The organism is Emticicia sp. GW821-FHT11C11 (assembly GCF_058808615.1).
In genome coordinates this window covers 227,750-241,366 of record NZ_JBXARV010000001.1, presented here as the reverse complement: position 1 = coordinate 241,366, position 13,617 = coordinate 227,750, and the positions used below count along the sequence as shown (strand labels likewise).

Here is a 13,617-nt window from a genome sequence, read left to right as displayed (position 1 = left end):
ATAATTACTTAAAAATCATTTAAGAGATGCTTTGCTCGAGCGATTGTCACCTCTGCACTTACGGTTTCTAATTGCTTAATATCAAAGGCTTTGAGTGCTGCTTCCAGCTTATTAAGTTTCTCTGTCTGCTGTTTATTTTGGTATTCTTTCCGCAGTAACTGAATCTTCTCAAAGTCCTGGATACCCTCTATAATCTTCTCGAAACGGATAGATGACAACGCACCCGGATAAACCTGAAAAGTATCTCCGGCAGGCCATGCCGTAAAACGACTGTCGGTCAGCGGAGTTTTAGGCCAGCTGTTAAACGCCCAACGTAAATATCCATCCATACCGGTAGCGGCTGTATACCACCCCATCCAGACCATTTCGTCCGGTGGAGAAAATGTAAAGGCATTCGGGTATTTTTCGGCACAGCAGGTGTACCAGGTGCTTATCTTGCTTTGTTGTTTTCTTTGTTGCAAAACCTCGTCAGGGTATTTCCATCTTGATGCCACGCAATAATCAAAAATATCCTTTTCAATTTCCGGGTGATAGTCTCCTGCTAAAGAGACTTTCCAGCCTGTATCAATACTTTTCAATAATTTAATAACCGACTGCATGGCTGGCATGGGGCGCTCGTCCATGGCAATGGTAGTTATGCCAAACCAGCCTTTTGCTTTCAGGTGCGCAGTAAAATCCGTCAGCATCGTTCTCCAGAACTCATTATAAGCGGGCGTACCGATGGCCTGTGTAAATACCGCTTCTTTCCCCTCGGCTTCGTCAAAATAGGTAAAGGCAATTTTCCACGGCACCATGCTATAGCAGTTAATCTGGCTTTTAATACCACAACTCATTACAAAGGTTACGTATTTATCAAAGAGAGAGTAATCATACACCCACTCTCCGTTCTTTTTCTTAGTCCATTTGATCAGGCTCGGAAAATCATCATAAGTCTGGTGTCCCCAGGGTTCATTCACAATACTGGTGGTAATGATTTTCTGTCCGGCATCAGCAAGCATGGTGTAATACTTCCGCATCATGGCAAAGTGAGCATCGCTCCAGGGTTCCAGTTTATGCACCCGGGCAATGGCAAAAGGATGTTGCCAGAAATCAAGCCGGTAGCTCCATTCAGCAGGTGGCGGGAGTGTCTTATCTACTACATTCAGTGTAACATTGAGCGTATATTTTTTATCTGCTGATACAGTGACAACACCGGCATATACCCCCGGTTGACAATCTGCCGGAACTTTTACGCTGAGCCACACAGGCTGGGTCGTATTCTTTTGCACCTGAATACTTTTGAGATCAACATTAATAATATCTGCTACTTTTGAAGAGTCAAAGTCATAAGGTTTCCGGTATCCGCAACCATTTCTGAACTCGTCAGTCATTACATACTGCAAAAATCCGGTTGATATACTTGCCTTTTTTATCAGGTCACCATTCTTACTTTTTAAATCACTTGCGCTTATCGTTACATTATTTACATCCGTTTTTGCCCATAGCAAAACCTGTGTATGTACTTTTTCCCCTTTCCAGGCGCTGGTTGTCCATGTCCGGCTTTCTTCTATGGCTGGTGGTAACTCTTGTGCAAAGCGTTTACTGCTTGAAGCAAAGCTTACGTTTACATTCTTATTTATTTTGCCCCATTGGGTCATTATTTGTGCAGAACTGACATCGGGCTTTTTTTGAAGGGCAAGGCTTACATCCTGGGCTAAAGAAAAGTTGGTGAACAAACAACATGTCCACAGAAACAGATTTTTCATTCGTAGGTATTTCAGGTTTTATCTGGTTGAACAGAGGATTTAATTCTATTTCAAATTAAACGAAAATATTGAACAGTTTTTAGCGCTTTTGAAGAAGATTGGAATACGCATAGCAAGTTCGTTATCTTGCCAACATAAAATGATTGTTGAAACACCGAAAACATTTTCAAAATTCTTAACTTTACTTACCTAAAATATTCAGCATATGAAAAAACTAGCCTTTACTATCGTCCTCCTGGCTTTTTTCAGTTCGTTTACCTTTAAAGAACTTTCATGGTTTGCCATCGGTGACTCTATTACTTACCTGAACGATCATCAGAAAGAAACCGATAACCGCATTACGAAAGGTTACATGACGATGGTAGTTGAAAAACTACCTCACATTAAATATATCAACCAGGGGCATAATGGGTGGACATCCGGCGGAATTGCCAATTCAATTGAGAAATTGAATCTGACTAAAGCAGATGTTTATTCTGTTTTTCTGGGTACGAACGACTGGTGGCAAGGCAGGCCATTGGGGCAACTGACTGATTATAAAAATAATACCGGCAATAACACAGTATATGGTTCGTTCAGAATCATTGTCGATAAACTACGCAGCCTCAATCCAAAAGCGCCGATTATTTTGATTACACCCATGCAGCGTGTAGACTTTGTCTATCTTTTCAATTTCAAGAACAATGCCCATGGTTCTTATAAGCCCAAGAAAGAACAAACTCTTGAATCTTTTGCCATGGCTATTGATTCCATAGGGAAGTATGAGAAGTTTCCGGTAGTTGATTTGTATCATACCAAAGGATTGGAAATGGAGCATCTGGTAAAATTCAAACGCCTTAAAAATCCACAGACGGGCAATTATACCAATTACAGTTTCCCTGATTTTATCAATATACCGTTCAATCCGGAAACAGATGAATACCCATATCCGGTAGAATCTATAGATATGACTTATGACGGTCTGCATCCTTCAGATAAAGGTTACGAGCTGATAGCCAAGCCGCTGATAAAGATCATGAAGAAATACTAGGATTGTGGGGCGAACTTTCAGTTCGCCTATTATCTTTTTCTCACACTTTTATTCAATTCTTCCTGCAACACTTTATTGAAAGAATTTTTACCCTGCAAATGTTCTTCTAAATAAGCGCTTGTCAGTTTGATAATAGTCTGATATGTACCTGATGGTTTACAGTTACCGGAAGATTTTACAATGAAAGGATAGGCTGAGAAATCGCCATGTTCGGCAGAATCAACTTTTAGGATCAGATAGTCTTTGGAAACCTTCTGCAGGAAATTATTGACAGAATCTTTGGCTGATGCCTGGCTAACCGGTGAGCTTTCCAATCGTAGATATGGACTTTTCAATGCCATTTGTTGAAAAGCCGGACTGTCCAGAATACCTTCGAAGCCAGCATCTTCTTCTTTATTCAATCCGTAATGATGGAACTCGGAGCCATCCAGTGAAATAACACATTTCACCTCAGGAAGCTTATCGGCTACTAAAGCCCCTGTTAATCCTCCCCAGCTATAGCCCATTACAGCTACTTTATCAAATTTCAGGTTGGTATGTGCAGATAAATATCTGACAGAAGCTATGGCATCATTTACTTGTTCCATGGCATCTTCTTTTTTCATGGTCATATCACCCGGAAACCTTCCGATAGAGTTAACAGAAACCACAACAAACCCTTTCCGAGCTAAAGCCTCAAACATCAGGTAGTTTTCCTGTCCCATGCCATTGTAACTGGCCATATAGATTATCACAGGAAAACCGCCTTCAATAGCACCATTGTGCTTATGACTTTCTGTTGGCAATCTCAGCAGTTTTGTTGAATCAGCACATTGAAAACCCTCCGAGAGCATTTGCGCAAATTTCCCTGAAAAACCCTTTCCCATATCTGAATCTGTATACCAATTTATCCTTTGTTCAAACAGCTTCAGATAATCGCCGAAAACTAATGTTGAGTCGGTCGGAGAATTGCTTACAGGATACCAGATATCAATATCTATCGGGCGGTTATATAAACGATGCGTCGAGTCAACTCCGGGTTTGTATTTTCTGGTTTTATCTGTAATATGAATTGTTTTAAAGGTCGCTTTATACGTTTTGGTTTCGTTTTCAACTGATTTATGACAGGCAGTCAGCCCAAAGACCATAATAAACAGAATACAATAGGAATACTTCATTGAAGAAAATGATTAAATAGGTAATAGCTTTTTAGCTATATATGCACAAACCGGAAGAGAAGTTGCCTGAGACAGCATTTTTATTGGTGATTATTGACGGCGGCGCTAAAAGGCAGTAGCTAAATCTAAAAAAGAGAAAGTGCATTTTATTGCCTGAATAACTCTGCTTTAATGCGATTAAAATACCAGGTAAAAAGATAGCTAAACGCTGAAAGGCTATTGCCTTTAAGAAATAAGTTATGAAAGTATATTTTCTTCTGTACATCAAACCATATTAAACTCAGTAGTCCGTATTTCCTGTTATTTACTGATACAGAACGATAATATTTTTCTTCTGCTTCACTTATCTCTAATTTCTTCAGTTTTTCTAAAAACCCGGCTGGTAACTCAAATTGATATTGATCGACGAGATAGGGCAATGCTCTTTTAAGGAAAGGCTTATAATGAAACTGTTTTGTTAATTCCAGAATCTCATCCCAATCGATATCCGAGTTACTAATAATCATTCCGGCATCAAGCACCCATCTGATCGGAGGTACCGTTTCAAATCTACTGCCCTGAACAAGGCTGACAAATAGCGCATGTGTGGCCGAAATTTTGTAATGCTCCACCCCTGCCTTCATTTCTTTTGCAGCTTTCTGCCAGATAAAATCAGATACATTAGAAACGTGCGCATATTCTCTGAAAATGCTCCAGTGTATATCAATAGCTATGTCGCCTTCGTATTCGAGGTGTATGGTTGGTGCAATATGTTTTGCTTTTGGTCTGTAGGTATTGGCCTTGTTTTCGAAAAGCCCTTTTCCGGCTAAATCAAAGACCATACTTTTATGTTCGTACTGAATCAATAGGTCTCCGTTGTACATGGGTCGGAGACCCGGGTTCTTATAAAATCCTGAAGCCAAATCCAGCCCTTTTATTCTCATAAAAGAGATACCATTCTTTTCCAGAATCTGCTCTACCTGCTGAGCTCTATGTTCTATTTGTTTATTTCTTACCCAGTAGTTTTTCCGAGTTCCGATCAGAAATTTAAAATAAGGATGTGCATCGTCACTCAGATTATGGATTACCATAGGCAGTAATCGCTGGCTACCCAAGTCAATGCTATCCATGAAATCAGACAGGAAGGTTTCAGATGCAGGATTAAGTTTGTCCAGTTTATTCGTTTCCAACCAATCTGCAAAGTACCTGATTGCCTTCAACCGGTCGTTTAAAGCCGATTTCAAGAGTAGTGTCTGCTGTGTATCCGGAAAATGCCCACCCATCTGAAATTAATTAACTGTAGCTCTTCTCTGTTTGATTCGCTCTTTTAGATATCGTAATAATTGCGGATAATAATCTTCGCTCTGCGAGAGAGAGTTTTCCCTTATTCGCCTGTTCACAACGAGGTCATTTGTCTGATTAAAAACAATACCCTTTGCCTTAGCCGAATCAAACCATTTTACAAAATCCAGCACATCAACCTCAGGAAACATTCCATACTTTATAAAAGCCTCCCGTTTAATTAAAAGTGTCATTTTCGATTGAAACGATAGCTCTCCTCTATGAAATTGAAATTTATCTGACTGAGTCGTAATCTCAGGACTAAGAAACTGCTCCATCTTACCAAATGTAGCTTCGAGTTTCGGATTTTCTTCAAATTCCCTCAATTGCTTTTCAGTTTTATCATTTACCAGAATATCGTCCCCGTCCAGAAATGCAACCATTTCGCCCGTTGCCTCTTTTAGCCCGCTATTAAGCGCTCCGGAAAGCCCCTTGTTTTCCTGATGAACAATCCTGATCTTGTCTTTATACAATTCCAGGATATCAGCCGTATTATCGGTTGACCCATCATTTACTGCAATAATTTCAATGTGTGGGTAGGTTTGATTAAACGCAGATTCTATGGCTTCAACAAGATACATCCCCACATTATAAGCTGTTATGATTAAACTAACTTTCATAAATAAACGAGGTTATGGTAGGGGCAATCTGGTTTAATTCTGTTCCGGCCATTAATCTGAAAGTAGGCGTTTTCGAAATAAGTACTTTCATTTTTTCGACTGCCTTTTTATTTGATTTTAAAATCCAGATTGATGAGGGCACTAGTGCCTTGATGGCTTCAATTTTTGAACATTTCTCAATAAAGGTATCGTCCAACCCCGTAATTGTCGGAAGCAGTATAGCCTTAATTTTAAACTGATTGATCATCGAATCAGGAAAAAACTCGTTGATGTAAACCTGCCCTTTCTCCTCAGGAATCTGGTTGCTGTTCGAAATCAATGGTTTCAAATGTGGCAGGTTTTCGAATTGGTCTATATTCAATTTGGCTACTCCATATAAGCTATAAGCTATGCTTTTTTCTGAATCAACCAATACGAAATCATCGCCTGCACATTTAATTTCAGTATTCAGACACGACAATGTACTTGTCGATTTCCCGGAGCCCCCCCTTCCTGTCAGTAAAACTCCTTTATCAACAATACCAAGTGCTGCTGAGTGACATAAAAAAAGCGGGCTGGCATCGAACCATAAATGAAAAACCAAAATTAGCGGAATAGCCGATTCTCGTGTCGGAAGCCTTGAAAAATCATCTACCCAATAGTAAATCGACTTTGAGTCGTAATCAACAAAAATAAACCATAATTCGGTTGAGTTAAAGATGGCTCTGTTGGTGCCAAAATTAAGTAACTCTCCATTATAAAGGTCAATATCAGGCCAATCAAGCCATTCCTGTGGTGGCCTCAGTCCGGTACCTTTCGATTCTATCAGATGAATGGTTACCTCAGCTTTATTTAAGCTATCAAGCTTTAAATGTCCCATTGCCTTGAGATAAGCATGGGAATCAAAATCACCGTAAGATAAAACTTTGAAAACGTACCCTCCTATACTGAAGTGGCTTTCAGCTTTAAGAAATCCTTCTATCTCCTGATTAACCATTGCCAGATTCATCCTTTTTTTGAGGCCATCCTTTAAACGATTCTACATCATGTATCGGGTCAAGCATAATAAGCTCCTGCATATCATCAAATATTTCAAGCTCTACTTTTTCATAAGGTAATTTTGAATTGACCTCTATTACTTTTACCGAAACACTTTCCGTACTGATATCAATTATTTCTTCATCTTTCAACTGATTAAAGAACTGTTCTATTTCTGTTTTTGCATCAGTCTCATTTAACTGAAACTCATTTTCGATAATGTTCCAGATGCTTTCCAAACTGGCTGGTTCCTGTAGAATTTCGAGGATTCTGATACCGGTGTATCCCCTTACACTGTAGTACTTTCCTTGCGGTATATTTATTAAAACCGCCTCTTTATCGAATACCTCTTGCGCGATATTCGTCCCGTCTAACTGATACGCTTTCATTGATTCTTATATATATTATCTCAATTGTTTGATTTTTCTAAAGAGCAGTTACTTACCGAAGTGAAAATCCCCTATTCTGAACAATATTAGTGCAATTGTTTTTCTATCCCAGAAAAAATATCCTTACTTAATTCCTCCACTCTGGCGAAGCATCTCGCAAAATTACACACTTATTTGCTTTGTTTTAACTTCAGCCTACTTTACTGATAAAAATAAGAATTAAAATCAATGAGACAATGATTAAATACCTAATTTTATGTGCCCTAGCAATGTATTAAACTGATAATAAACCTAAACTATACCGGCAAAAGCTAATCGATGAATGCAGTTCAAAGTTATTGGATTACAGAAGACTCAGTAAAGCATGGAGGATGGATAAATGAGCGTTTTGAACGCATAAGCTGGTCGTTAAGCTATTTTTTGTTGAAAAAAAACTTCGGGAATGTACATCTGTACTGTAACTCGGCGGGATTCGAATTTCTGGTTCAGCAAACAGGTTTGCAATATGATGAAATTCATCAAGATTTAGAAGGTAAAGAAGCGTTGATAAAAAAATCGTGGGGTCTGGCAAAAATGTACACCTACGCAGCACAAGATGTACCCTTTGTACATGTAGACGGGGATGTTTTCTGGTTTGACTTACCCCAGAAAGGTTTCTTTGAGGCGGATATTTTTGCACAAAGTCTTGAAATGGATGAACCTGCCTACCGGGATATATGGTTGAGTTTCAAAAAACATGGAGCTGTATTCCCTGAATTTCTAGACTCTTTCAACAAGGCAGCTTTAGCAGCCAATGCAGGTATAATTGGTGGACAAAACCCCGGGGTCTTTAAAGATTTCTTTCAGGAAGCAGTAAATTTTCTTGAGACAAACCAGATAATTATAGAAGCCCACAAAGATGAATTCAAATTTCTGAGTATTTACATTGAACAGTCGTTTTTTATATGTCTGATCAATTATCTGCAAATCAAAATCAAATTTTTAAAGAAGCCTGTATTCCGAACTAATTTTCATGAGGTTTTAAATTTTAACCAGATTTCGCCTGTTTCAAAGACCCCCGGGTTCATTCATTTGTTAGGTTCCAATCGATATCGATTGCACTATTGCAATTTAATGGAATTCTGGTTGAACCGCCTATGGCCTGAGCAATTGGCAAAAATTAATGGGTTATATACATCAACAGAAGATTCAGCAGCGGGTTTCAGTAACTTTCTGAATCCGAAAAATGAAAAAAGACTTCCACATACAAAATGGCTATTCGATAAACCCGTAGATATTTTAAACCATCCTTTTATTAGAACTGAAAGTATTTTTGGCGTTAATCCCGCTGAAATTTCTGAGGATGAAATCCGGAACCACCCGGAAACAGAAAAACTTTCAGACTGTCTTGCTTTTGAAAATGCCAGATGCGCTATTCTTTCACAATTATTGAATACCACAAATGGAGCGGTTCTGTATAGCAACTTTGAAATACATCTGGATTTTTGTTCAAAAAGCTACGCTGAAATTATAGACCTGACTTTTGAATTGAATCCGTCTAAAATTCTTAAAAGTAAGTACAACTGGTTTAATGATTTGAGCTATCAAACACAAAATTACTGGTATAATTTAATTATTGACTCTCAGAAAATCTGCTTTCAGGAGTTCCTGTTATCTGAAACGGAATGCCGGATTATGGAGTTATTTGAAGAGAAAATGTCTATAGAAAATTTATACCTGGCCTGGGGTTCACAATATCCTGAAGAAAATAATCAGAAGACCAAAGGTATGATTCATGAAACATTGAAAGAGTTAATCTCAAACGACCTGATCAGGATTTGCTGAACCCACTATCTTCGATATACGAGTATCGTTTTTTTAGATTTAAGAATATTTTCTCGAAATAATGATATAGCAAAGTACTTACCAGAATAGTTATAGACACCACCAGAACAAATACCAAGATATAGTTCATGAAGTTTTGAGTTTCGAATCGGATAAGATATTTACTAACCATAAATATTACTATAACATGGCACATGTATATTCCATAAGAAATTCTACCTAAAAAATCCATGACTTTATTTTCAAGATTTATCCATCTGTTTCTCTCACTTATTTGTGAAATAATAATGACTACTGTACACACTGATACAATTTCATGATATCCGTTAATTATGAAACCCTTAACAATCGGCAAAAAAATAAGTATCCATGCCGCTAAAACAACAAATTTATTAGTAAAAGCTTTCGCAAAAAGTTTATTACCCTCGAAGAATAGCATGGCGGCTATCCCTCCTATTATCATTGTATGAAACCGGCTTTGCCCCAAGAAATTACTATAGTTTTCGAAAACCGGGTTATGTGTTTTCAGAATACCGAAAGCCCCTCTTAAAATAATTAAAACTACTAGCAGCATTATTGAGTTTCTCAGATACTTACTCCCTGAAAATTTAATGAAGACAGGCCAGAACAAATAAAATTGCTCTTCGACACAGAGTGACCAATAGAAGTCCAGAAAAGGAAGCGCTTGCTTGATAACCAGGGCTATATTTACTATAAAAAGTAAGTAATACGGTATTGAATTCTTTGAATATTCTACACCAACCCATTCGAAAATCGTGAGTGTAGCAATAAGAATCAGAAAGTAAAGAGGCCATATTCTCAGAATCCGTCTAAGATAAAAATTTCTGATGTTTATTTTCTTCACCTGCCTTTCTTTCAGAAGCAGATAAGTAATCAGAAAACCACTTAAAGTAAAAAATATGGTTACAGCAAAAGACCCTACTCTGAAACTATATGGTTTACCACCTTCTAATTTACCCCAGATGATGTAGGGGTCTAGTCCGAATAATCCTAAATTGGTAAAAATATGATGAATCACAACACATAGTGCTGCAATTGCCCGTATTCCGTTAAGACCCTTTAAATGAACTGTATCTGACATAGGGGAGTTAGGGCTTTAGAGGAATGCAATAATACGAATTAGAGACAAATATTGTCAACTAGTATTTTATAATAAGTAATATTCTCAAGGGGCATCAGATTCTTTTAATAAGAACCTCAATATTTATGAGACATGAGAGCACGAATAATAAATATTGAATTGTTTTGTTGAAGGGATGTTATAAATTGCAATTTTATTCAATTTATAACTATGCATTAATCTTCTTGTAACTTTAAAATAATTCAATCAATGCTCTAAATGAAAAAAAATAAGCTCCTTTCTCTTTCTTGGGTTCTGATAGGAATTGGCATAATAGTGTTAGGATATTTTATTATCAGCACGTTTTGCGATGGTTATAAGATTTGGGGCCAAAATAAAATAGATTTTACTATAACCGGACAATTTGGAGACTTTGTAGGCGGTGCAGTTGGAACTATTTTTGCGCTTGCTGGAACATTTCTAATAGTGCTTACTTTTCAGGAACAAGCAAAGCAAAACCGGAGAGAATCTTTTGAATCAAAATTTTTTGAAATGATACGTTTGCATAGAGAAAATGTAAGTGCTCAAAGATTTACATACTATGACTTAAATAGGAAGGATTTTGTTACTGCTGAAAATAGAAAAGTATTTAGAGTCATATTTGAAGATTTTTTAGACTGTTTTGATGAAGTAAAAAAAATTTCAAAGTTATTAACTGTAGACGATGTTTTATTATCAAATTATCAGCAAAAATTAAAAAAAATTATTCAACATAATAATGTTAAAGCTGATTTAATAGAATTAGCTTTTATTGATATTGCATACAATATAGTTTTCTATGGAAGCGGAAAAGAAGGTAAACTAATATTACGAGATAGATTCAAAAATAGATATACAGAATCCTATTTTTCAAAACTCATAATATATATTCAACATAAGCCAAAAAAAGAAAATAACATTGCTTGGAATAAGTGGAAAAGACTTAATAAAATAGAAGAACAGATTCATTCAATTACCGAAAGTCAATCTAGTTATACTTTAAACAAACATTTTAGCAAATATTATGGAGGACATCAACATAGGCTTGGACATTATTTTAGGCATCTTTTTCAGAGCTATAAATACCTTCACTATACCTCTTTTTTAACAGATGAGGAAAAATACTCCTACGGTAAGATACTGAGGGCACAAATTTCTAGCTATGAGCAAGCTTTAATCTTTGTAAATAGCCTTTCAAGCCTGGGAATGAAATGGGAGTATATTCCAGAAGTAGATGTAAAAAACAAAAAAAAGAAAGTTGAAAAAATTAATCTTATTACTTTCTACGCATTAATAAAAAATTTACCAGGATATCATTTATTTGAGTTGAATTATAAAACATATTACCCTAGAATTAATTTTGAGACAGATGAGGGGAATGAATAAGTATGTAATAAAAGGAGCCATACTAACTTCTTTTCGTTGTTATAAACCATTATATAAGCGAATAAAATATATCTACTGCTTAACCAAACACTTAAAAAATAAGTAAACAAAAAAAGCGCAACACATTGAGAATCAATGCATTACGCTTTTTTTCGTAGCGGGAACAGGACTCGAACCTGTGACCTTTGGGTTATGAGCCCAAAAACAATCGGTCTTTATTGGTTTCTATTATATTATAAATTCCTAATAATGAGCGATTTACAAAAATTAAAATCTTATAGAATTTAAGGAAAAATACAAAATGTTGTACCTATGTTGTACCAAGTTTTTATTATCTTTGTTTCAACACAAAAATAAAGACAATAATTTTCTCTATGGCATCGTCTGTAAAAGCTGTTCTTCGCAAAAAGAAAAACAATGATGACACCTATCCTCTTACGATTCGAATAACAACAGATCGCAAGACAACTTTTATTTACTTAGGATATAATGTACTCGAAAAAGATTGGGATATAGTCGGGCAGAAGGTACGGAAATCGCATCCCAATTCGGCACGTTTGAACAATTTGATTCAACAGAAAAAAGCCGAAGCAAGTGATGTTCTTTTAGACCTGCAAAACAAGTCAGAAACAGTCACTCTAAATGATATAAAGCAAAATTTAAAACCATCAGGAGGGAAATCTTTCTTTGACCAGGCGAATGAATTTATTGCCAACATGAAGAAAGCGGGCAAATACAATCGTGAAATGCCTGAACAATCCAGAATAAACAGCTTTAAGAAATTCCTGAAAGATAAAGATATTACTTTTGATGAAATTACAGTTCCACTTCTAAAAAGATACAGAGCCTATTTAAAAGGCGAGTCTAAGCTAAAAGAAAGGTCAATAGTAAACAACCTGATGATTATACGCACCATCTTTAATCAGGCTATTGCAAGTGGAATTATTGATAAAACGAATTATCCATTCGGTAAAAATAAAATACAAATTAAAATACCAGACTCCTTAAAAATTGGACTTACTTCTGATGAAGTGAAGCTGATAGAAAACTTAGATTTAAGTAGTAAGCCAAACCTAAATCATGCCAGAAATTTATGGTTATTTTCTTTCTATTTTGCGGGCATACGTCTTGGAGATTTACTGCAAATAAAATGGTCAGACTTCCAAAATGACCGTCTTTTTTACGCAATGGATAAAAACTTAAAGCCTGGATCATTAAAAGTTCCAGAAAAAGTTTTCAAAATTCTAGACCAATACCGTAATCATGAACGCAAAAACGATTTAATCTTTCCAGAGTTGAAAGTATTGGATGACCTAAATGACAGCTATAATGTTCAAAGGAAAACATCATATGCAGATAAGAATATTAATGAGGCTTTAGAAAAGATCGCAAAAGAAATTGGATTGACAAAGCCTTTAACTATGCATATCTCTCGTCATACTTTCGGCAATATTTCGGGTGGTAAAATAGATATAAAAATTCTTCAAAAGTTGTATCGCCATACTGATTTAAGAACCACAATCGGGTATCAGGCAAACTTTATCCACCAAAATGAAGATGATGCCTTAGAAGCTGTAATTGGAGTTTGAGTTATCAATCTACTATAAACTAATCACTTTTAATCAGTTAGTCGAGAGTTTGAGTATCTCCAAGTAGTTACATTTTGGGATAAGTCAGAAAATATCTACTTTATCCCATTTTTCACCCTATAAAGTCTTATTAACAGCAACATAAGCCTAAATGACTCTTAACCCAATTGGTTCGATATTGAAATCCGTCAACAGTCAATTTCAAAGAGCATCGAACTAGTTATCTCTCAGTTGTGGTATGGCCCTTGTTCATATAAAATATCAAGTTTTAATATATTGTTCGATTGAAAATACCAAAGATTTGATGTTCATAGAATGACTTTCGATGGCTTTTGGCTTGGCTGGATATACCAATAAAAGTGTTCTTGGTTCGCGAATGCCAACTGTCCCTTAGAGTTGAGGCATGAAAAGAACAAAAGT

At 36.4% G+C, this 13,617-nt stretch carries 11 protein-coding genes; 4 read left to right on the top strand and 7 right to left on the bottom strand.

The window, feature by feature from the left end:
- Window positions 1–8: 8 nt before the first annotated feature.
- Complete coding sequence (locus AC1RRY_RS00940; RefSeq protein ID WP_492818894.1) at window positions 9–1,745, bottom strand: DUF4091 domain-containing protein; 1,737 nt, start codon at window positions 1,743–1,745, stop codon at window positions 9–11.
- A 205-nt stretch (window positions 1,746–1,950) separates the two neighbouring features.
- Between AC1RRY_RS00940 and AC1RRY_RS00935 the strand changes: the two genes are divergently transcribed.
- Window positions 1,951–2,775 (top strand): SGNH/GDSL hydrolase family protein, encoded by an 825-nt coding sequence (locus tag AC1RRY_RS00935; RefSeq protein ID WP_492818896.1) that lies wholly within the window; start codon window positions 1,951–1,953, stop codon window positions 2,773–2,775.
- Window positions 2,776–2,804: 29 nt separating this feature from the next.
- Here the strand turns inward: AC1RRY_RS00935 and AC1RRY_RS00930 are convergent, their stop codons facing one another.
- The 5 genes from AC1RRY_RS00930 to AC1RRY_RS00910 form a co-directional block, all read right to left on the bottom strand.
- Window positions 2,805–3,932, bottom strand: coding sequence for a dienelactone hydrolase family protein (locus tag AC1RRY_RS00930; RefSeq protein ID WP_492818898.1), 1,128 nt, complete (start codon window positions 3,930–3,932; stop codon window positions 2,805–2,807).
- A 146-nt stretch (window positions 3,933–4,078) separates the two neighbouring features.
- The gene (locus tag AC1RRY_RS00925; protein ID WP_492818900.1) at window positions 4,079–5,194 is read right to left on the bottom strand and encodes a nucleotidyltransferase family protein; all 1,116 of its coding nucleotides are present in this window, start codon (window positions 5,192–5,194) and stop codon (window positions 4,079–4,081) included.
- Window positions 5,195–5,200: 6 nt separating this feature from the next.
- A complete protein-coding gene (locus tag AC1RRY_RS00920; RefSeq protein ID WP_492818902.1) occupies window positions 5,201–5,872 on the bottom strand; it encodes a glycosyltransferase in 672 nt (223 codons plus the stop codon).
- Complete coding sequence (locus AC1RRY_RS00915; RefSeq protein WP_492818904.1) at window positions 5,862–6,860, bottom strand: hypothetical protein; 999 nt, start codon at window positions 6,858–6,860, stop codon at window positions 5,862–5,864. The genes AC1RRY_RS00920 and AC1RRY_RS00915 overlap by 11 nt, the downstream gene beginning before the upstream one ends.
- The gene (locus AC1RRY_RS00910; RefSeq protein WP_492818906.1) at window positions 6,841–7,278 is read right to left on the bottom strand and encodes a PqqD family protein; all 438 of its coding nucleotides are present in this window, start codon (window positions 7,276–7,278) and stop codon (window positions 6,841–6,843) included. Before AC1RRY_RS00910 ends, AC1RRY_RS00915 begins: the two co-directional genes overlap by 20 nt.
- 318 nt (window positions 7,279–7,596) lie before the next feature.
- Between AC1RRY_RS00910 and AC1RRY_RS00905 the strand changes: the two genes are divergently transcribed.
- Window positions 7,597–9,102, top strand: coding sequence for a DUF6734 family protein (locus AC1RRY_RS00905; protein ID WP_492818908.1), 1,506 nt, complete (start codon window positions 7,597–7,599; stop codon window positions 9,100–9,102).
- Here AC1RRY_RS00905 and AC1RRY_RS00900 read toward each other — a convergent pair.
- The gene (locus AC1RRY_RS00900) at window positions 9,089–10,204 is read right to left on the bottom strand and encodes an acyltransferase family protein (RefSeq protein WP_492818910.1); all 1,116 of its coding nucleotides are present in this window, start codon (window positions 10,202–10,204) and stop codon (window positions 9,089–9,091) included. The genes AC1RRY_RS00905 and AC1RRY_RS00900 overlap by 14 nt on opposite strands.
- Window positions 10,205–10,462: 258 nt before the next feature.
- Here AC1RRY_RS00900 and AC1RRY_RS00895 point away from each other — a divergent pair, with 258 nt between their 5' ends.
- Both AC1RRY_RS00895 and AC1RRY_RS00890 read left to right on the top strand, forming a co-directional pair.
- Window positions 10,463–11,608 (top strand): putative phage abortive infection protein, encoded by a 1,146-nt coding sequence (locus AC1RRY_RS00895; RefSeq protein WP_492818912.1) that lies wholly within the window; start codon window positions 10,463–10,465, stop codon window positions 11,606–11,608.
- A 374-nt stretch (window positions 11,609–11,982) separates the two neighbouring features.
- On the top strand, window positions 11,983–13,197 hold the full coding sequence (locus AC1RRY_RS00890) for a phage integrase SAM-like domain-containing protein (RefSeq protein WP_492818914.1): 1,215 nt from the start codon (window positions 11,983–11,985) through the stop codon (window positions 13,195–13,197).
- The last annotated feature ends 420 nt before the right edge of the window (window positions 13,198–13,617 follow it).

Coding starts and splice junctions, on each gene's coding strand:
- AC1RRY_RS00910 (WP_492818906.1), bottom strand. CDS start 7,278: ATGAAAGCGTATCAGTTAGACGGGACGAATATCGCGCAAGAGGTATTC.
- AC1RRY_RS00925 (WP_492818900.1), bottom strand. CDS start 5,194: ATGGGTGGGCATTTTCCGGATACACAGCAGACACTACTCTTGAAATCG.
- AC1RRY_RS00890 (WP_492818914.1), top strand. CDS start 11,983: ATGGCATCGTCTGTAAAAGCTGTTCTTCGCAAAAAGAAAAACAATGAT.
- AC1RRY_RS00915 (WP_492818904.1), bottom strand. CDS start 6,860: ATGAATCTGGCAATGGTTAATCAGGAGATAGAAGGATTTCTTAAAGCT.
- AC1RRY_RS00935 (WP_492818896.1), top strand. CDS start 1,951: ATGAAAAAACTAGCCTTTACTATCGTCCTCCTGGCTTTTTTCAGTTCG.
- AC1RRY_RS00895 (WP_492818912.1), top strand. CDS start 10,463: ATGAAAAAAAATAAGCTCCTTTCTCTTTCTTGGGTTCTGATAGGAATT.
- AC1RRY_RS00900 (WP_492818910.1), bottom strand. CDS start 10,204: ATGTCAGATACAGTTCATTTAAAGGGTCTTAACGGAATACGGGCAATT.
- AC1RRY_RS00920 (WP_492818902.1), bottom strand. CDS start 5,872: ATGAAAGTTAGTTTAATCATAACAGCTTATAATGTGGGGATGTATCTT.
- AC1RRY_RS00905 (WP_492818908.1), top strand. CDS start 7,597: ATGAATGCAGTTCAAAGTTATTGGATTACAGAAGACTCAGTAAAGCAT.
- AC1RRY_RS00940 (WP_492818894.1), bottom strand. CDS start 1,745: ATGAAAAATCTGTTTCTGTGGACATGTTGTTTGTTCACCAACTTTTCT.
- AC1RRY_RS00930 (WP_492818898.1), bottom strand. CDS start 3,932: ATGAAGTATTCCTATTGTATTCTGTTTATTATGGTCTTTGGGCTGACT.